Raw genomic sequence first — 17043 nt, 5'->3', positions numbered from 1 at the left:
GCAGGCCGCACAACGCTTTATTCGCGGCTTAAGCGCTTATTTACCGCGGCTGTGTTTACTCGAATTCGTTGTTTGTTGCGTACGAGTGAGTAACCATGCCCGCCACTGTCGAGTTGCTTCGCTCGCGCCGCCTGCCGCAGGTTGCGGCGTTGGCGCTGATGTCATTCGGCGTCGCCGGCTGCAGCGCCGACATGTCGACGCGGCTGTCGCAGACGCAAAATCCGTTTTCAAACCCGTTTGCATCCGATTCCACCGGGTCGGTGCAGGCGCAGCCGCCCCGGCAGCACCAGCAATACAGCCAGTCCTACACGCCGGCTCCCGCGCCGGCGCCAGCCTATTCGTCCTCGGCGCTGCCGCCCCCGGCGGTCGGGGCTCCGCAATCCTATCCGACGGGCGGCGGTGCCGGAGGCATGTCGTCGGGCGGGCGCGGCGTCGCATCCTATGCGCCACCCGCTGCGGTCCCCGTCGCAGCGCCCGCCGTCGCCGCACCCCAGGCCTATGCACAGCCGGCGCATTCCTATGCTCCGCCGGCTCAGCCGCGGCTCGAGACCACCGGCACCGTGCCGCCGCGTTCGGTCGCGGCTGCGCGTCCTGCCAGTGGCACCAAGATCATCGTCGGCACCAGCGATACGCTCGACATCCTCGCCAAGCGCTACCGCGTGACGCCGGCTGAGATCCTGGCTGCCAACGGCTACAAGGGGCCGCGCGCGTTGTCGCCGGGCCAGCAGCTGATCATTCCGCATCCTGGCGCGGTGGCGGCTGCGCCCGCGGCCCAGCCCGTTGCTGCGGCGCCAATGATCGCGCCGAAGCCGGTGGCGGCCGCAGCACCGTCCACCGTCCACTTCGTCAACCGCGGCGAGACACTCGCCAGCATCGCCCGCCAGAATCATCTGACGGCGGCTGAGCTCGCCCGCGCCAACAACATCGATCAGGCATCGCCGCTGAAGCTCGGGACCAGGCTGACCGTCCCTGGCAGGGCCGTAGCGGCAGCCGCGCCGGTGGCCCCGGTCGCAACCGTTCCCCAGGCGGTTGCGACCGTGCCGGCGCCAGCGCCGACGACGCGGGTTGCGGCGGCAGGTCCGGTCCAGAGCGCCCGCCTGGCCCAGGCCAATCCGGCGCCCGAGAAGGAGGAGGAGCCGGCGCGGCCGGCCGAAACCACCAGCTCGCTGCCGACCTTCCGCTGGCCGGCTCGCGGCAAGGTGATCACGAGCTACGGCGCCAAGACCAACGGCAAGTCCAACGACGGCATCAACATCGCCGTCCCCGAGGGCACCCCGGTGAAGGCGGCCGAAGATGGCGTCGTCGCTTACGCAGGCAATGAATTGAAGGGTTACGGCAACCTGGTCCTGGTGCGGCATTCCAACGGCTATGTCACCGCATATGCCCATGCGAGTGAGCTGATGGTGAAGCGCGGTGATCCGATCAAGCGCGGCCAGGTCATTGCCAAGTCGGGTCAATCGGGAGAAGTCGGATCGCCGCAGCTCCACTTCGAGATCCGCAAGGGATCGTCTCCGGTTGACCCGCTGCAATTCCTCAACGGGGCGTGAGCCGCGACGCCTGCCGTCCTCACATGCAAGGGCTCGCCTCTGGGCGAGCCCTTGTCGTTTGAGGCGGGATATCAGCCAAAGGCGTCATTGCGAGCGCAGCGAAGCAATTCAGGGTGGTGTGCGGGACTCTGGATTGCTTCGCTGCGCTCGCAATGACGGAGGCTGAGACTGGTTGCGTGCCACGCAGGCGACTGTCATCGCCTGCGATGGGGCGCGGAAGGTCGGATTACTTCGCGCTCAGCCGCACGCCGAGGCGGCCCGCCAGATCCTGCGTGAACTGCCAGGCGACGCGGCCGGAGCGCGAGCCGCGCGTCGTGGCCCATTCCAGCGCCTCGCGCTCCAACTGATCCTCGGCGACTGCGATGTCGAAATGACCGCAATAGCCTTTGACCATCGCGAGATATTCGTCCTGGCTGCAGCGGTGGAAGCCGAGCCACAGGCCGAAACGGTCGGACAGCGAGACCTTCTCCTCGACCGCTTCGCCCGGATTGATCGCGGTGGAGCGCTCGTTCTCGATCATATCGCGGGCCAACAGATGGCGTCGGTTCGAGGTGGCGTAGAGAATGACGTTCTCGGGCCGTCCCTCGATGCCGCCTTCGAGCACGGCCTTCAGCGATTTGTAGGACGCATCATTGCCGTCGAACGACAGGTCGTCGCAGAACACGATGAAGTGGAACGGCGCGGCACGAAGGATGTCCATCAGCGCCGGCAGGCTCTCGATGTCCTCGCGGTGAATCTCGATCAGCTTCAGCCGGTCGGCCGGCTTGCGCGTGACGTTGATGCTGGCATGGGCGGCCTTCACCAGCGATGATTTGCCCATGCCGCGCGCGCCCCACAACAAGGCGTTGTTGGCCGGCAGGCCGTTGGCAAAGCGCTCGGTGTTCTCGATCAGGATGTCGCGCATCCGGTCGATGCCCTTGAGCAGGTCGATCTCGACACGGCTGACGCGCGGCACCGTCGAGAGCCGGCCGTTCGGATGCCAGACGAAGGCGTCGGCCGCGTTGAGGTCCAGCGCGGGCGTGGCACCCGCATGGGTTGCCGCCAGATGCGTGGCAATGGCTTCCAGCGCACGGGCAATCCGGTCAGCCGTATCGTCGGAGGCGGGGCGGGCAGGACGTTTTGCCGCGATCTCTGGTGGCTTTTGCGCTGCAGGCCGGGTGCCTTTGGCGAGCGGTCTGAGGGCGTTTTTGGCGGGGCTACGGGACGGGGCTTTGGCTGGTTTTTTCGACATGCTGCAAGTTCCTGATGGGGCAGCCATATCGGGCCTCGCCGGCTGCCGCAAGCGGGGCGAAATGAAGGGGCGGGGCGCCTTGCTATTGGGACTGCTGCCGCTATATTCCGCGCGAAATTCGCAAGAGGCCGGCCCGCGCCGAGACATGCGTGGTTCGCCGGCTATTCCCGTCTCACCGGGCGCTGCCCACGAGGATCGACCACATGCTGATCACCCCTGCCTATGCCCAGGCCGCCGGCGCTGGCGACACCAACAGCATGCTGATGTCGCTGCTGCCGTTCGCGCTGATCTTCGTGATCATGTATTTCCTGATCCTTCGGCCGCAGCAGAAGAAGGTCAAAGAGCATGCCGACCTGGTCAAGAACGTCCGCCGCGGCGACACCATCGTGACCCAGGGCGGCCTGGTCGGCAAGGTGACCAAGGTCGTCGACGACGACCAGGTCGAGTTCGAGATCGCCGACGGCATCCGCGTGCGCCAGATGCGCCAGATGATCACCGGCGTCCGCACCAAGGGCGAGCCCGCGAAGGCAGACGCAAAGGACGACAAGAAGGACGAGAAGGCCGCGAGCTGATTGCGGCCCGGCCAGATCAACTCCGGCCTTCGCTCTCTAGTGATGTTCTGATTTTTCGGGCCGGCTACGGCCCTTACGGACAAGCTCCATGTTGTATTTCACGCGGTGGAAGGCGCTGGGCATCATTCTCACGGCGCTCGTCGTGTGCCTGTGCGCGGTGCCCAACTTCTTCTCCGAGGCGACGGTCAAGACCTGGCCGGCCTGGGCGCAGCGCCGGCTGGTGCTCGGCCTCGACCTGCAGGGTGGCTCCTATCTGCTGCTCGAGGTCGACTCCAACTACATCAAGAAGGAGCGGCTCGATGCCGTGCGCGACGACGTTCGCCGCACGCTGCGCGATGCCAAGATCGGCTACACCGGATTGGTGAGCCGGGGTGATGGGGTCGAGGTCCGGATCACCAAGGAAGGCGACACGGGAACTGCGATCTCCAAGCTGCGTGATCTCTCGCAGCCGCTCGGTGGGCTGCTCGGTTCCAGCGGCCAGCGCAGCCTCGAAGTCAGCGATGCCGGCGGCGGACTGGTCCGGCTGACGATCCCGCCGGCGGCCATCACGGAACGCATCCGCCAGACCATCGAGCAGTCGATGCAGATCGTCGAGCGCCGCGTCAACGAGCTCGGCACCGTCGAGCCGGTGATCCAGCGCCAGGGCAACGACCGCATCCTGGTGCAGGTGCCGGGCTTGCAGGATCCGACGCAGCTCAAGAACCTGCTCGGGCGCACGGCCAAGATGGAATTCCGCATGGTCGACACCTCGGTGCCGGCGGATCAGGCGATGCAGGGGCGGGTGCCGCCGGATTCCGAGGTGCTGCAGAGCGCGTCGCCGCCCACCCAGCCCTATGTCGTCAAGAAGCAGGTGCTGGTCTCCGGCGGAGATCTCTCCGACGCGCAGACCGGCTTCGACCAGCGCACCAACGAGCCGATCGTCACCTTCCGCTTCAACTCGGCCGGCTCGCGCAAGTTCGCGCAGGCCACGACCGAGAATGTCGGGCAGCCGTTCGCCATCGTCCTCGACAACAAGGTGATCTCGGCGCCGGTCATCCGCGAGCCGATCACCGGCGGCTCGGGCCAGATCTCGGGCAATTTCACCGTGCAGTCGGCCAACGAGCTTGCGATCCTGCTGCGCGCCGGTGCGCTGCCGGCGCCGCTCACGGTCATCGAGGAGCGCACCGTCGGTCCGGGTCTCGGCGCCGATTCGATCGCCAAGGGCGAGCTCGCCTCCTATGTCGGCTCGATCCTGGTCATCGTGTTCATGCTGGTGACCTACCGGCTGTTCGGCGTGTTCGCCAACATCGCGGTGGTCGTGAACGTCGCCATGATCTTCGGTGTGCTGTCGCTGCTCAACGCCACGTTGACCTTGCCGGGCATCGCCGGCATCGTGCTGACGGTCGGCATCGCCGTGGACTCCAACGTGCTGATCTATGAGCGCATCCGCGAGGAGCTGCGTGGCGGCCGCAACGCGATCTCGGCGATCGACGCCGGCTTCAAGCGCGCGCTGGCGACCATTCTCGACTCCAACATCACCACCTTCATCGCCGCCGCCGTGCTGTTCTACATCGGCACCGGCCCGGTGCGCGGCTTCGCCGTGACGCTGGGCATCGGCATCCTCACCACGGTCTTCACCGCCTTCACGCTCACCCGCCTGATCGTGGCGGGGTGGGTGCGGTGGAAGCGGCCGCAAAGCGTGCCAATCTAGGAGCTACTGTGACACACTGGGTTCTCATCGGGCTTGGCATCCTGATCGTGGTGCTGACGGTGGTCAGCGCGCTCGGCCTGCTACCGTCGCTGCGCATCGTGCCCGACGACACGCATTTCGATTTCACGCAGTTCCGCCGCATCAGCTTCCCGATCTCGGCGGCACTGTCGATCCTGGCGATCGTGCTGTTCTTCACCCACGGCCTGAACCTCGGCATCGACTTCCGCGGTGGCACCTTGCTCGAGGTGCGGGCCAAGTCGGGCACCGCCGACATCGCCGGGATGCGTGCGAAGCTGTCGACGCTCGGCCTCGGCGAAGTGCAGCTGCAGCAGTTCGGTGCTGATACCGATGCATCGGTTCTGATCCGTATCGCCGAGCAGCCTGGCGGTGATGCCGCGCAGCAGGAGGCCGCCAACAAGGTGAAGGCGGCGATCGGTGATTCCGTCGAATATCGCCGCGTCGAGGTCGTGGGTCCGCGCGTCTCGGGCGAGTTCCTCGCCGTCGGCTTGCTTGGCCTGATGCTCGCGATCGTCTCGATCCTGATCTATCTCTGGTTCAGGTTTGAGTGGCAGTTCGCGCTCGGCGCCATGATCGCCAACGTCCACGACATCGTGCTGACTATCGGCTTCATGTCGATCAGCCAGGTCGACTTCGACCTCACCAGCATCGCGGCGCTGCTGACCATTCTCGGCTACTCGCTGAACGACACCGTCGTCATCTACGACCGTATCCGCGAGATGCTGCGGCGCTACAAGAAGATGCCGATGCCGCAGCTGCTCAACGAATCGATCAACTCGACCTTGTCGCGCTCGATCATCACGCACGTCACGGTGACCCTGGCGCTGCTGGCGCTGCTCTTGTTCGGCGGCCCGGCGATCCACAGCTTCACCGCGGTGATGATGTTCGGCGTCGTGCTGGTCGGCACCTACACCTCGATCTTCATCGCGTCGCCGATCCTCATCTATCTCGGCGTGCATTCGGTCCGAGCCGAAGCGCAGGAGGAGAAGCCGGCGGCGAAGAAGAAGATGCCGTGATTCGAAGGAAGCTTGCCTTCGGATCAGATCCGGAGGCAGCAAGCTGGTCTCGGACATGAGCACTCCGAACGACACTCCGCACTTCCCGCGATCGGCGCCGATCGACGGCTATGGCAAAGGCGGCTTTGCCTTTGCCGGCATGTCGCACCGCGGCTCGCTGTTGTGCCTGCCCGACTCGATCTGGGCCTGGGATGTCACTCAGCCCGGCCAGATCGACCGATATTCGCTGCAGCGCGTTTTCGACGCGGCGAACAGAATCGACACGCTCATCATCGGCACCGGAAACGAAGTCTGGATCCCGCCCGCACCGCTGCGCGCGGCCCTGCGCGGCGTGAACGTCGTGCTCGATGCGATGCAGACCGGCCCCGCGATTCGCACCTACAACGTCATGATCGGCGAGCGGCGCCGGGTTGCGGCAGCGCTCATCGCCGTCCCATGAGCGAGACGAGCGCCAACAGCGACGCCGCGTTCTGTGCAGGCCTTGTCCGCGAGCACGATTTCGACCGCTACGCCTCGACGCTGTTCATGCCACCCGAGCCCCGGCGTGCGCTGTTGTCGCTGTACGCATTCAACGTCGAAGTAAGCCGCATTCGAGATCTGGTGTCGCAGCCGCTGCCGGGCGAAGTCCGGCTGCAGTGGTGGCACGACACGCTGACGGGTCACGAACATGGCGGCGCCGAGGGAAATCCCGTTGCGGCCGAATTGCTGCTCACCGTGCAGCGCTTCGCGCTTCCGGTCGAGAGGCTGACGCGCCTGGTCGATGAGCACCAGTTCGATCTCTATAACGATCCGATGCCGACGATGGCGGCGCTGGACGGCTATCTCGGCGACACGCGCGGCGCGCTGTTCGCGCTGGCCGCGCAGATCATTGCGCCGCCGTTTGCGGACGCCGATCATCTCGCGCACCATGCCGGCATCGCGCAAGGGTTGCTCCAGGTGATCGCGTCGCTGCCGCGCGATGCCGCCCACCGGCAGCTCTACGTTCCGCTCGATCTTCTCGCGCGGCATGCCGTCGGCCAGGAGGAGATGTTCTCCGGCAAGGCATCACCGGCGATCCAGGAGGTGATCATGGACCTGCGCGGGCAGGCCCGGCAGCATCTCGATCACACCCTCGAACTGGCGCGTCAGGCGCCGCCGGCCGTGCGGCCGGTTCTGCTGCCGCTCGCGCTGGTCCGGCGCGACCTCGCGCGGGCCGGGCCCCGCGACGATCCGTTTCAACCGCGCCCCCGCTCGCGCCTTGCGACGCTGTGGACGCTGTGGCGGGCCGCGGGGACGGCGAGTTTTCGCGCGCGCTGACGCCGTCGCGGGCTCAAGCCGAGGGCATCGTGTTCCAGAGTGGCGGGCTGTGCAGGAGTCTCGGCATGTCCGGCGGCTCGTGCCGGTGGATCGTGCAGCGGGTGTCCCAGACGACGAGATCACCGGGCCGGCAGGTGTGGGTCCAACTGAACTCGGGCCGTTCGGCAAGCTGCCAGAGATCGTCGAGCAGCGCGTCTGATTCGTCCTGCTCGAGGCCGACGACGTAGGAATGGCGACGCTGCCCCAGCGCGAGCATCGAGCGGCCGGTATCGATATGATTGCCGACCAGCGGGTGCACCGGGCCTGCGATGACGGTGCGACGGCCATCATCGGCGGTGTCGGTCGCGAGATGACGAACCTTCAGATGAGCGACGCGGCTGCGCAGCGCCGGCGAGAGCGCGTCATAAGCGGCGTAGAGGCTGCAGAATGACAGTCTGTCGCCCAGCAAGCCGCCGGGAGAGGTGTAAAATAGATCCGCGTGACCGAAGCGGCGGCTGAAAGCCGCGATGTCACGTTCACCAAGACGCTGGCCGCGCACGAGCAGGACCTGGTGCTTGAGCAGCGCGCGCATGAACGAGGCGAACGCCCAATCATCGAAGGATCCGAGATCGACATTGCAGACCTCGGCACCGAGCGTCTTTCCCGTCGGGATGACCTGGATGAGGCTGCTTTCGGCGCTTCGAGCAACGTTGCTTCTGAGACTCACTTGCGTCATCTCCCAAGTTTCACCAGCGCCTGCAAATCAACCATCGTAATTTGTCGCGGGTGTTTCGGCTCGGAGGCAATTCGCGGAAGGATCGCGGCACGATCTGCCGATTGTCGGCACACTCTGCCGCTCTGAGTCGGAAATTGGACGCTTCAAGGCGACGCACGAGGAAATATCCAGCAACCTGCAACTCATTCGCAGGCAATCTGGCGCTTGATCGTGCGGATGTCGCGCGCAAGCGAATCAGTGCGGGCGATTCGTTCCCTTGATCTGGGTCCGATGCATGATTCGCCGCGCATGATCATCGAACGGATCGCGCCGATGCATGGTGCAGCGATTGTCCCAGATGACGAGATCGCCGACCTTCCAGACATGCTCCCAGGCGAATTCCGGACGGGCTACATACGCCCACAATTCGTCGAGCAGTGCCTCCGATTCCGCCAGTTCGAGCCCGACCAGATAGGCGTTGCGCCGGCGGCCGAGATAAAGCATCTGCCGACCGGAATCGGGATGCGTGCAGACCAGCGGATGGATCGCGCCCGGCGAGGTGCGCGGATCATCGGTCGGCGTCACGCCCTGACGTACGAAGCCGCCGCTGTTGTAGGTGCCGTCGTGCTTGATCTTCAGATCCGCGACACGGCGCTTCAGTTCGAGCGGAAGCGCGTCGTACACGGCATACATGCTGCAGAACGAGGTGTTGCCGCCGGCGGGCGGAATTTCCAGCGCGTAGAGCGCGCTCGCGATCGGCGGCGTGTCGAGATACGACATGTCCGTATGCCACACCGCTTCGCCGGCGCCGAGGCTGCCGATCGCCTCGCCATTCACCTTCACGTTCGAGACGATATAGATTTCGGGCAGACCGTCGACGAAGCGGCGCCCGTTCTCCTGCACCGGCGCCCAGTCGAGATCACCGAAGCGGCGGCTGAAGGCGATCAGGTCCTGGTCCGTCAGAGCCTGGCCGCGCACCAGCAAAACGGAGTGCGTGTGAAAGGCGCGGAGCAGGGCGTCGAAGCCCGCATCGTCGAGATGCCTGAGATCGACATGTCGAATCTCCGCCCCGAGTTGCCGGCCAGTCGGGATGATCTCGATGCTCGACGACCGAGAGATTGTCGCCGCGCGGGTCTCGACGTTCATTGCCAAATCCTCCCAAACGACATTGCAACCACAGGATACAATGGCCGGGCCGCGAAGTCTCGTCCGCTCAGGCCGAAGGCAGCTTCAGGTCGGCCTCGAAATTGAACCGGTCGCGCAGGTTCTTGCGCGAGTCCAGGATGTCCTTGAGGAAGGCGCGATCACTGTCGCTCGTGAGCATCGGCTCGATCAGGTCGATCTGGTTCATCGCGACCAGCTGCAACAGCTCGGTGCGTGGCCTGCCGCTGGCGTCGCGCGGCAGGGCATGCACGACCTGGATGTGCTCCGGCGGCTTCGGGCCCTTGGCTGAAGCAAGCTCGTTCTGCAACTGGGTTTCAAGCGTCGGCTGCTCCCCCTCGACGAAGGCATACAGCCCGACGCCGGTTCGGCGGTCGGCGAAGGCGACGATCGCGGCGTCGCGCACGGCCGGGTTCTTCCGGATCATGTCCATCAGCACCGGCGCATCGTTGACGAGGCGCCGTCCACCCCCCTCGCGGTCGGTGAAATTGAAGATGCCGCGCGTGATCGCGCGATACACCTTCTTGCCGGTCATCAGCCAGATGCGCGCGAACAGCGATTTGCGTGCCAGGATCTTGCGCTCCTTCGGCGTCAGCGCCTCGGGCGCGTAACTCCGCTTGTGCTTGAGCAGGTGACGCAAATCCTCATAGGCCGCGATCCGGAACAGGCGGCTGCGGCTGTCGAAGCAGGCGGCCAGCTGAAAGTCCGTCACGTAGCTATGGCCGTCGTGACCGACCAGCCAGTTCTGCTCCTTGGCGAGATCGTTGTGCGTGATTCCGGCGCGATGCAGCCGGCGCATCATCCGCTTGGCCGAGCGGAAATAGGCGACGTTGCCGTGCGGCTTGGCCAGATGCAGCGCCACGCCATTGATGAAGCCGCGGACCAGCGCGCGATCGCCCGCCCACAGCAGATCGGGGCCGGCGTTGAGCCCCCTGGCGCGCGTCAGCGCCTTGCGCTCGCGCGCGAACAAATGCCGCGCCAGCACGAACGACCACCACGGCACCTCGTCGAGCCGGCGCAGCACCGCATCGACTTCGCCGGCCTCGCTCTTGAAGCGGCCGCGCTCGACGGTCGAGAACACGTCGCGCTTGAGCAGCACGCCTTCGCTCCAACGTGCCGCCAGCACGGCGGAATCAGTCTTCGGCAAACTCATGGGGCTCTCACGCAGCGGCCGCGACGCGCAGGTGCTCGGCGATCCAGCGGTCGAGATCAGCCAGCGCGCGGGCGCTCATCGCCTGCTTCTTCGCCACCGTCTTCTCGTTGCCCTTCAGCCGCGTGCCGTCCGGCTTGCGGGTGGGGGCCGCCGCCAGCGGCGGGAACAGGCCGAAATTGATGTTCATGGGCTGGAACGAGCGCGTCGCGCCGTCGATCGTCTCGATGTGGCCGCCGGTGATATGGCCGAGCAGGGCGCCGAGCGCGGTGGTTGGCGGTGGCGGCAGCAGATCGGCGCCGCGCACCTCGGCGGCGGCGTAGAGGCCTGCGATCAGGCCGATGCTCGCCGACTCCACATAGCCCTCGCATCCCGTCATCTGGCCGGCAAAGCGAAGCCGAGGTTGCGCGCGCAGACGGAGCTGCGCATCGAGCAGCTTCGGCGAGTTGAGGAAGGTGTTGCGATGCAGCCCGCCGAGCCGCGCGAATTCGGCGTTCTCGAGACCGGGGATCGTGCGGAAGATCTGCTGCTGCGGGCCGTATTTCAGTTTCGTCTGGAACCCGACCATGTTGTAGAGCGTGCCGAGCTTGTTGTCCTGGCGCAGTTGCACGATCGCGTAGGGCTTGACGGTCGGATTGTGCGGATTGGTCAGGCCGACCGGCTTCATCGGACCATGGCGCAACGTCTCGTGACCGCGCTCGGCCATCACTTCGACCGGCAGGCAGCCGTCGAAATAGGGCGTGTTGGTCTCCCACTCCTTGAAGTCGGTCTTCTCGCCGGCGAGCAGCGCCGCGACGAAGGCGTCGTACTGCTCCTTCGTCATCGGACAGTTGATGTAGTCGGCACCAGTGCCGCCCGGACCGACCTTGTCGTAGCGCGACTGGAACCAGGCCTTGGACATGTCGATCGTGTCCTTGTGCACGATCGGCGCGATGGCGTCGAAGAAGGCGAGCGCCGTCTCGTCGGTCAGGTCACGGACGGCCTCGGCCAGCGGCTGCGAGGTGAGCGGACCGGTGGCGATGATCACGTTCTCCCAGTCCGCCGGCGGCAGGCCGGTGATCTCGCCGCGGCGCAGCTCGATGCGCGGATGGCCTTCCAGCGCGCTTGCGACGGCGGCCGAGAAGCCGTCACGGTCGACGGCCAAGGCACCACCGGCCGGGACCTGGTTGGCGTCGGCGGCCCGCATGATCAGCGAGCCGAGCCGACGCATCTCGGCATGCAGGAGGCCGACCGCGTTATTGGCCGCGTCGTCGGAGCGGAACGAGTTGGAGCACACGAGCTCGGCCGGCGTCGCGGTCCGGTGCGCCTCGGTCATGCGGTCCGGCCGCATCTCGTGCAGCACGACGTCGACTCCAGCCTCGGCGAGCTGCCAGGCGGCTTCCGAGCCGGCGAGGCCGGCACCGACAATGTGGATGGTCTTCGAAGGTGATTTGGAGCCTGTCATGCGCGGGACAGGTAGCGCTTTTCCCGAGCGCTGCAAATGCGCCAGTGAGGCTCGGCGCGAGAAAGCGGGCGCGTGTGTCGCCGTGTGCGAACCGCCCGAAAACGGCAACGCCCGCAGCGAGGCGGGCGATGTCCGGTAGATATCGGAAGAGTGCTGATCAGCCGTTGTAGTGACCGGCGGCAACGCGCGGGATGTCCGAGCGATCGAGACCGATGTCGGCGAGTTCGCGATCGCTGAGCTGCGACAGCTCGGCAACGTTGCGCTGATACTCACGGAACGCCTGAACCATGCGGATGAGCGAGAGCAACATGAGAAATCTCCTTTAGTTCGCGATTCAGTTCTTCGTTGGAACTTCATCGTTGAAATGAACATAGAAGGGAATGTTGCGATGCGGAAGCGTGAATGTTGCGATGCAGCTAACCCCTCGGCGCATAGCTTGAGTAACGCTTGGGTAAGAATCGGGCAGGACGCCCAGCCGCTGAGCGAATTGCAAAAAACCCCGTATTCATGCGGTTTTTCAATCGCTCGTTCGGATTGCCGGATCGCGTAATGCCAACTCCGATGCTGGACAAGTTTTGGAGGTGCCCGCCCGGCCCGTACCTCGCGAAATGCATGGGTTGATAAAATGAATATAAATTCATTATTTTGGCTTTACCTCTCGAATGGAAGGCTCGCCATCACGGATCGCTCGCGGCGATTTCATTTCGTGCCATCTTGCGGAAGGTGCGACAAAGTGTCGCGGTATCCGGTAATGATGCCGATGCCGCCGCACCAGCGAGGAAGAACAATGAACAAACTGTTTGGGGCCGCGCTCATCACTGCGGCAATCGTGGCGTTCGGTCCGGCTCAGGCCGCGCGGATGCATGGCGCCGGCTGCAGCGGGGCCAACCTGGAAAAGACCGAGACGGCGATCGAGGCCATGGCCGACGGCGACGCCCGATACACGGCGCAAAAAGAGATCGCGGCGGCGCAAGACGCGCTTCTGAGCGGCAAGATGGGCGCCTGCAGCATGCACCTGACCAGGGCGATGCAGGCCGGGATGAGCAAGTAGCGGGCGTATCACAGCATCATCGAACGAACGGCCGGTCGCGATGCCGCGATCGGCCTCACTCTCCCTCCTACGGCGCCCGCGCCAGCTGGGTCGCGAACGTCGCGATCGTCCGCGCATAGACCTCGCTCTTGTTCCACTGCTGGATGACCGCAAAATTCGGGCCGCCGGGCTCCCAGTCCTTGCCCTTCTGCCAGCCATAGCCCTTCAAATAGTTCGCGGTGGAGGCGAGAACGTCGGGCGCGCTGCGGATCAGGTCGCGCCGGCCATTGCCGTCGAAATCCACGGCATATTTGATCCAGGACGACGGCATAAATTGGGTCTGCCCGATCTCGCCGGCCCAGGCGCCGTGCATCTCGGCCGGTTGAAGGTCGCCGCGGTCGACGATGCGCAGCGCATCCAGCAACTCGCCGCGGAACTGCTCGGCGCGGCGGCAGTCATGGGCCAGCGTCGCGAGCGCGCGGATGGTCGGGAACTTGCCGACGTTGACGCCGAAATCGGTCTCGAGACCCCAGATCGCGACCAGCACCTCGCCGGGCACGCCGTAGCTCTGCTCGATCCGCGACAGCACCGAGCCGTATTGCTTCAGCATGTTGGAGCCGCGGGTCAGGCGCGGCGGCACCATGCGCCCGGAGAACTCCTCGAAGGTCTGGCTGAACACCTTCTGACCGCGGTCGCGGTTCAGCACGCTCTGGTCGGGCGTCACGCCCGTCAGCGCCGCATTGATCGTGTTCTGCGAGATGCCTTTGGCCGCCGCTTCGGTCTTGAACTCGGCGAGCCAGCCGTCGAAATTGCCGTTGCCGCAGGGTACCGCGGCATGCGCTGGCGCTGACAGGGGGGTGAGGGCAGCGAGACAGGCAAGAGCGGAAACGGCGAGAACGCGAGCAATCATCGAAACACCTGGACGGCAATGGATTCAAAAGGCGTTGCTGGGCGTGCTCCATGTCGGGCGTAACCGCGGCAGCAGCAAGGCCTTTCGATCACATTGGCGTCGGATTTCGTGAGCGCCGCCACACTCTGCGGCCACTCGACGCGACCGCCGGCCTGGAGGCCGGCGGCGGTGAAGATTCATCGCGGCGTCCTCACATCTGGTCACGCGAGCGCCATGGGAACAGGTTCGCCGGGAAATCCGCCGCGGGCTTGGAGCTGCGGGGGGCCGGCGGCACGATCCGGGCGGCGTCGGGATGGATCGCGATGGCCTCACGGTAGAGATGCCAGGTGGCGTGGCCGAGCACCGGGATCACGACGGCGAGGCCGAGGAAGAACGGGATCGTGCCGGCCACCAGGAGCACTGCGACGATGAGGCCCCAGGCCGCAACCGGAACTGGATTCTTGGCCGCCACGCGCAGCGAGGTGACCACCGCTTCGAGCGCGCCGGCGTGACGGTCGAGCATCAATGGGAAGGACACGATGCTGAGGCACAGCGCCAGCAGCGCGAACAGGAAGCCTGCGCCACAGCCGACCGCGATCAGCCACCAACCTTGCGGTGTGGTGAAGACCCGCTGCAGGAAATCGCTCACACCGGTCGCGCCGCCATAGCCGAACACTGCGACGTAGATCGCCTGCGCCGTCGCGACCCAGGTGACGAACAGCGCGAGGAGCAGCGTGCCCAGTCCGAGCATCGAGCCGAACGACGGCGACCGCAGCACCTCCAGGGCGTCCCAGGCACTGGTGTCCTCGCCGCGGTCACGGCGGCTGCTGAGCTCATAGAGACCGAGCGCGGCGAACGGGCCGAGCAGGGCGAAGCCCGCCGCCAGCGGAAACAACAGCGGCACCACCGCATAGCCGAACACTGCGCGCGCCAGCACCAGGCCGAGAACGGGATAGATCGCACATAGCATCACGGCGTGACTCGGCACCGCCTTGAAGTCATCCCAGCCGAGCCGGAGCGCGCGCATCAGGCTCGACATGTCGATCGTACGAATCGTCAGCTCAGCCGCGACCTCGTCTGCCGCCCGCACGTGGGAGGCAGCATTGCTGTGGTAGGTGGCCATCGTCGTGTGCTCCCTCAACTTGCGTAGGGCGCTTCCCAACCACGCAGGCGGGCTGCGCTTTTCGTTGGAACAAATTCGCGGATGGCCAGACGCGACGAACCTCGGGGCGGCCATTCGCGAACGGAAGTCATGAAGATAGTGGCAAAACCGGCTGCGCCTACTCACGCCTCGGTGAGTGCTGTGATTGTCGCAGTGCATTTAAAACGGTACGTCCATGCAGAAGCTGAGCATTGTCCAATAAAGTCATTCCGCCGTCATTCCGCCTTGGGTAAGCTTCACATTCGTCGCCGTGTTCGCGTTTGGCAGGCGGGTGGTGGCGGAGGGGTTTTGACGGGCCTCTTCGCAACGGAACATCGCCGGCCGAGTTCTTGTTCGATCACTATCCATTGGGAGCCATTGATGAGCGTTTTCGGAAAGATCATGGGCGCAATTTTCGGCCATCATGCCGAGGCTGCACCGGCCGGCGGCAGCACGCCCGCCGCTGGTGGTACCGCGCCGGCAGGCGGCGCGGCCGCGTCCCCGACGGCAGCCCCTGCTGCTGCGCCGCAAAATGTCGATGTGGCTGCGATCGTCGACAAGGCGGCGGCTGCCAAGCACGAGAAGCTGGAGTGGCGGACCTCGATCGTCGACCTGATGAAGGCGCTCGACATCGATTCCAGTCTCGCTGCGCGCAAGGAGCTCGCCAAGGAGCTCGGCTACAGCGGCGACACCAACGATTCCGCCAGCATGAACGTGTGGCTGCACAAGCAGGTGATGAGCAAGCTCGCCGCCAATGGCGGCAAGCTGCCGCCGGAGATCAAGCACTGAGCGTGCGCCGCTCACGGCAAGGCCAAGAAAGCGAAAGGCCCGCCATCGTGCGGGCCTTTGTCGTCTCGGATCGCGTCGAGCGTGAGGCTGCGCCAGCGCCTCAGACGTGTACGAAGCCGGCGCGTTCCCAGGCCTCCGCGTGCAGCTGGTCGCGCTCGAAGCCGATGTCGCGCAGCGTGCGCTCATCGAGCTGGTCGAGATAGGCGAGCTGGGTGCGGTAGTGAACGTAGCGCTTGAGAACGTCGAAAATGGCTGTGATGAACATGTGCCTCTCCCCATGGGTCTGGTTGCTTGTTCGGCGGGGGATTGCTGATCCATCCAGGTAGCCATTGCGTTAAAGCGCACCGTCCAATCGTCTCGCCCGGTAATTCCACGGCCCCATCAGGCCATGATGTCCCGGTTCTCCGGATGGTCGCGGAGGTAATCGGCAACGAAGCTGCAGCCCGCGATGACCTTGCCGCCATCGGCGCGGATCAGCGCAAGGGCGCCCTCCACGAGCTGCGAGCCGATGCCGCGGCCGCGCAGCGGTAGCGGGGTCTCGGTATGGGTGATGATCACTCCCTGCGGCGTGGCCCGGTAGTTGGCAAACGCGACGTTGCCCTCGATGTCGAGCTCGAAGCGGCTGGCGGCCTTGTTGTCTTGGACATCAGTCATGCGTGTCAACTTTCGCTACTTTCGCTTGGGCTTCTCGGTGAGTTTGAGGAACTCCACCAGCATCGCGCGGATCGACCACGGCTTGCCGTCGACGGCGCCCCGGATGTCGTCGATCTTCCATCGGCCGGCCTCGCGCACGAGGTCGTAACGGATGACGTCATCGGCCTGTTCCTTGCGCTCGGTCCGGTGGCCGCGAATGCTGACCGCGACGGTTGCCTTGTCGCCGTCCTGCATTTCCGGCGTCACCTTGAATGAGGCGACATCGGGATCCTGCGAATTCGTGACGGGATCGAAATCGATCGCCCCGACCTCGCCCTTGGGCGTGCGGGCGTCCATCTTCGCCCATTGGGCGGCCAGCGACTTCGACAGATATTTCGCGCGCGCCGCCTTGTCTTCGATGACGAAGGTGCCGCCATCCTCGCCCTTGCCCTTGGCGACGCGGGTGTAGATCGCGGTCATGATGCCGACGGGCTCGTTGGAAGAAGGCGCCTGCGCGTGCAGCGGAGAAGCGGCGAGCACGCCAGCGAGGCCGAGAAGCAGGAAGCGACGATCGATCATGGTTGTCCTCAAATCCGATTCGGCGCGCGGTGACATGAAGAAATGCGCGGCCGGCCACGGTTTGTCGCGCGGCATCTGCATCCGTTCGAAACACGCCACCGCATGGGTGCGATGGGGAGGCCGGCCTTGCGAGGGCGAGCAGGACCGGGATAAACAGGCCCAA

19 protein-coding genes are annotated in these 17043 nt (G+C 65.4%); 8 read left to right on the top strand and 11 right to left on the bottom strand.

Annotated features, from left to right (window positions below):
- The first annotated feature begins 95 nt into the window (after window positions 1–95).
- Entirely contained in the window at window positions 96–1547 is a 1452-nt protein-coding gene (locus tag ACQR1X_RS10750; RefSeq protein ID WP_316218778.1) for a LysM peptidoglycan-binding domain-containing M23 family metallopeptidase, read from the top strand.
- 226 nt (window positions 1548–1773) lie between these two features.
- Here the strand turns inward: ACQR1X_RS10750 and ACQR1X_RS10745 are convergent, their stop codons facing one another.
- Window positions 1774–2778 carry an ATP-binding protein gene (locus ACQR1X_RS10745; protein WP_434892054.1) on the bottom strand — a complete coding sequence of 335 codons (1005 nt, stop codon included), beginning with the start codon at window positions 2776–2778 and terminating at the stop codon, window positions 1774–1776.
- A 203-nt stretch (window positions 2779–2981) separates the two neighbouring features.
- Between ACQR1X_RS10745 and yajC the strand changes: the two genes are divergently transcribed.
- The 5 genes from yajC (at window position 2982) to ACQR1X_RS10720 (ending at window position 7370) form a co-directional block, all read left to right on the top strand.
- The gene (yajC, locus tag ACQR1X_RS10740) at window positions 2982–3350 is read left to right on the top strand and encodes a preprotein translocase subunit YajC (RefSeq protein ID WP_172108587.1); all 369 of its coding nucleotides are present in this window, start codon (window positions 2982–2984) and stop codon (window positions 3348–3350) included.
- A gap of 88 nt (window positions 3351–3438) precedes the next feature.
- Window positions 3439–5040 carry a protein translocase subunit SecD gene (gene secD / locus ACQR1X_RS10735; protein WP_434892055.1) on the top strand — a complete coding sequence of 534 codons (1602 nt, stop codon included), beginning with the start codon at window positions 3439–3441 and terminating at the stop codon, window positions 5038–5040.
- 8 nt (window positions 5041–5048) lie between these two features.
- Entirely contained in the window at window positions 5049–6074 is a 1026-nt protein-coding gene (gene secF / locus ACQR1X_RS10730) for a protein translocase subunit SecF (protein WP_315799828.1), read from the top strand.
- A 55-nt stretch (window positions 6075–6129) separates the two neighbouring features.
- Window positions 6130–6513, top strand: coding sequence for an Mth938-like domain-containing protein (locus ACQR1X_RS10725; RefSeq protein WP_434892056.1), 384 nt, complete (start codon window positions 6130–6132; stop codon window positions 6511–6513).
- Entirely contained in the window at window positions 6510–7370 is an 861-nt protein-coding gene (locus ACQR1X_RS10720) for a phytoene/squalene synthase family protein (protein ID WP_434889393.1), read from the top strand. The genes ACQR1X_RS10725 and ACQR1X_RS10720 overlap by 4 nt, the downstream gene beginning before the upstream one ends.
- A gap of 13 nt (window positions 7371–7383) precedes the next feature.
- Here the strand turns inward: ACQR1X_RS10720 and ACQR1X_RS10715 are convergent, their stop codons facing one another.
- The 5 genes from ACQR1X_RS10715 to ACQR1X_RS10695 form a co-directional block, all read right to left on the bottom strand.
- Window positions 7384–8076: a TauD/TfdA dioxygenase family protein gene (locus ACQR1X_RS10715; RefSeq protein WP_434898780.1), complete on the bottom strand. Its 693-nt coding sequence runs from the start codon at window positions 8074–8076 to the stop codon at window positions 7384–7386.
- Between the two features lie 243 nt (window positions 8077–8319).
- The gene (locus tag ACQR1X_RS10710; RefSeq protein WP_434886167.1) at window positions 8320–9210 is read right to left on the bottom strand and encodes a TauD/TfdA dioxygenase family protein; all 891 of its coding nucleotides are present in this window, start codon (window positions 9208–9210) and stop codon (window positions 8320–8322) included.
- A 67-nt stretch (window positions 9211–9277) separates the two neighbouring features.
- Window positions 9278–10378 carry a serine/threonine protein kinase gene (locus ACQR1X_RS10705; RefSeq protein WP_316178574.1) on the bottom strand — a complete coding sequence of 367 codons (1101 nt, stop codon included), beginning with the start codon at window positions 10376–10378 and terminating at the stop codon, window positions 9278–9280.
- Window positions 10379–10385: 7 nt separating this feature from the next.
- Window positions 10386–11819 (bottom strand): methylenetetrahydrofolate--tRNA-(uracil(54)-C(5))-methyltransferase (FADH(2)-oxidizing) TrmFO, encoded by a 1434-nt coding sequence (gene trmFO, locus ACQR1X_RS10700; RefSeq protein WP_434898779.1) that lies wholly within the window; start codon window positions 11817–11819, stop codon window positions 10386–10388.
- A gap of 157 nt (window positions 11820–11976) precedes the next feature.
- Window positions 11977–12129, bottom strand: coding sequence for a DUF1127 domain-containing protein (locus ACQR1X_RS10695; protein WP_006614327.1), 153 nt, complete (start codon window positions 12127–12129; stop codon window positions 11977–11979).
- A gap of 477 nt (window positions 12130–12606) precedes the next feature.
- On the opposite strand from ACQR1X_RS10695, the gene ACQR1X_RS10690 reads away from it, so the two are divergent.
- Complete coding sequence (locus tag ACQR1X_RS10690; RefSeq protein ID WP_316178946.1) at window positions 12607–12870, top strand: hypothetical protein; 264 nt, start codon at window positions 12607–12609, stop codon at window positions 12868–12870.
- 67 nt (window positions 12871–12937) lie between these two features.
- Here ACQR1X_RS10690 and ACQR1X_RS10685 read toward each other — a convergent pair whose 3' ends face one another.
- Both ACQR1X_RS10685 and ACQR1X_RS10680 read right to left on the bottom strand, forming a co-directional pair.
- Window positions 12938–13759: a lytic murein transglycosylase gene (locus ACQR1X_RS10685; RefSeq protein ID WP_315799836.1), complete on the bottom strand. Its 822-nt coding sequence runs from the start codon at window positions 13757–13759 to the stop codon at window positions 12938–12940.
- A 190-nt stretch (window positions 13760–13949) separates the two neighbouring features.
- On the bottom strand, window positions 13950–14861 hold the full coding sequence (locus tag ACQR1X_RS10680) for a DUF2189 domain-containing protein (RefSeq protein ID WP_316178578.1): 912 nt from the start codon (window positions 14859–14861) through the stop codon (window positions 13950–13952).
- A gap of 399 nt (window positions 14862–15260) precedes the next feature.
- On the opposite strand from ACQR1X_RS10680, the gene ACQR1X_RS10675 reads away from it, so the two are divergent.
- Window positions 15261–15668 (top strand): DUF3597 domain-containing protein, encoded by a 408-nt coding sequence (locus ACQR1X_RS10675; RefSeq protein WP_316178580.1) that lies wholly within the window; start codon window positions 15261–15263, stop codon window positions 15666–15668.
- A gap of 100 nt (window positions 15669–15768) precedes the next feature.
- Here the strand turns inward: ACQR1X_RS10675 and ACQR1X_RS10670 are convergent, their stop codons facing one another.
- The 3 genes from ACQR1X_RS10670 to ACQR1X_RS10660 form a co-directional block, all read right to left on the bottom strand.
- Complete coding sequence (locus ACQR1X_RS10670; RefSeq protein ID WP_315799839.1) at window positions 15769–15933, bottom strand: DUF1127 domain-containing protein; 165 nt, start codon at window positions 15931–15933, stop codon at window positions 15769–15771.
- A 116-nt stretch (window positions 15934–16049) separates the two neighbouring features.
- A complete protein-coding gene (locus tag ACQR1X_RS10665) occupies window positions 16050–16322 on the bottom strand; it encodes a GNAT family N-acetyltransferase (RefSeq protein WP_434898778.1) in 273 nt (90 codons plus the stop codon).
- Between the two features lie 15 nt (window positions 16323–16337).
- Window positions 16338–16880 carry a DUF3828 domain-containing protein gene (locus ACQR1X_RS10660; RefSeq protein WP_434898777.1) on the bottom strand — a complete coding sequence of 181 codons (543 nt, stop codon included), beginning with the start codon at window positions 16878–16880 and terminating at the stop codon, window positions 16338–16340.
- Window positions 16881–17043: the final 163 nt, after the last annotated feature.

The organism is Bradyrhizobium sp. HKCCYLRH3073, assembly GCF_051167995.1.
Taxonomy (GTDB): domain Bacteria; phylum Pseudomonadota; class Alphaproteobacteria; order Rhizobiales; family Xanthobacteraceae; genus Bradyrhizobium.
Note: the sequence above shows the minus strand (reverse complement) of the source record. Positions and strands in the feature narration are given on the sequence as shown.